Origin of the sequence: Paenibacillus xylanexedens, from assembly GCF_007676705.1 — a bacterium.
Classification (GTDB): domain Bacteria; phylum Bacillota; class Bacilli; order Paenibacillales; family Paenibacillaceae; genus Paenibacillus; species Paenibacillus xylanexedens_C.
Genome location: NZ_VEBF01000256.1, coordinates 1 through 283 on the forward strand (window position 1 = coordinate 1; position 283 = coordinate 283).

A 283-nucleotide genomic window follows, 5' to 3' on the forward strand; every position below is an offset into this window, starting at 1 on the left:
GATAGAGGGAATGTATAGTCTTTGGGTACAAGTGAGGAATATCTTGGTGGGGGATTAAAGGATTATGGGAATGGTGATGAGGTTGTGATTGGAACGAAGATGGAGGGAGAGATGGATGAGGGGGGGAAGGGTTGTGGGCTTTGGAGAAAAGGCATGATGAGTGAATTTGGGAAGATGAAGATTGTGATGGTGAGGAGTTTGGTGGAGGATGATGTTGTTGTTGAAGGGATTGAAGGGGGTGGGGTGAGTTATGTAGTGAAGAGGGTGTGGGTGGAAGAACTGA

General features: G+C 47.0%; 1 pseudogene. It reads left to right on the top strand.

Annotated features, from left to right (window positions below):
- Positions 1–84: 84 nt before the first annotated feature.
- Positions 85–283, top strand: a pseudogene (locus FS628_RS30525) (hypothetical protein); the annotation flags it as partial.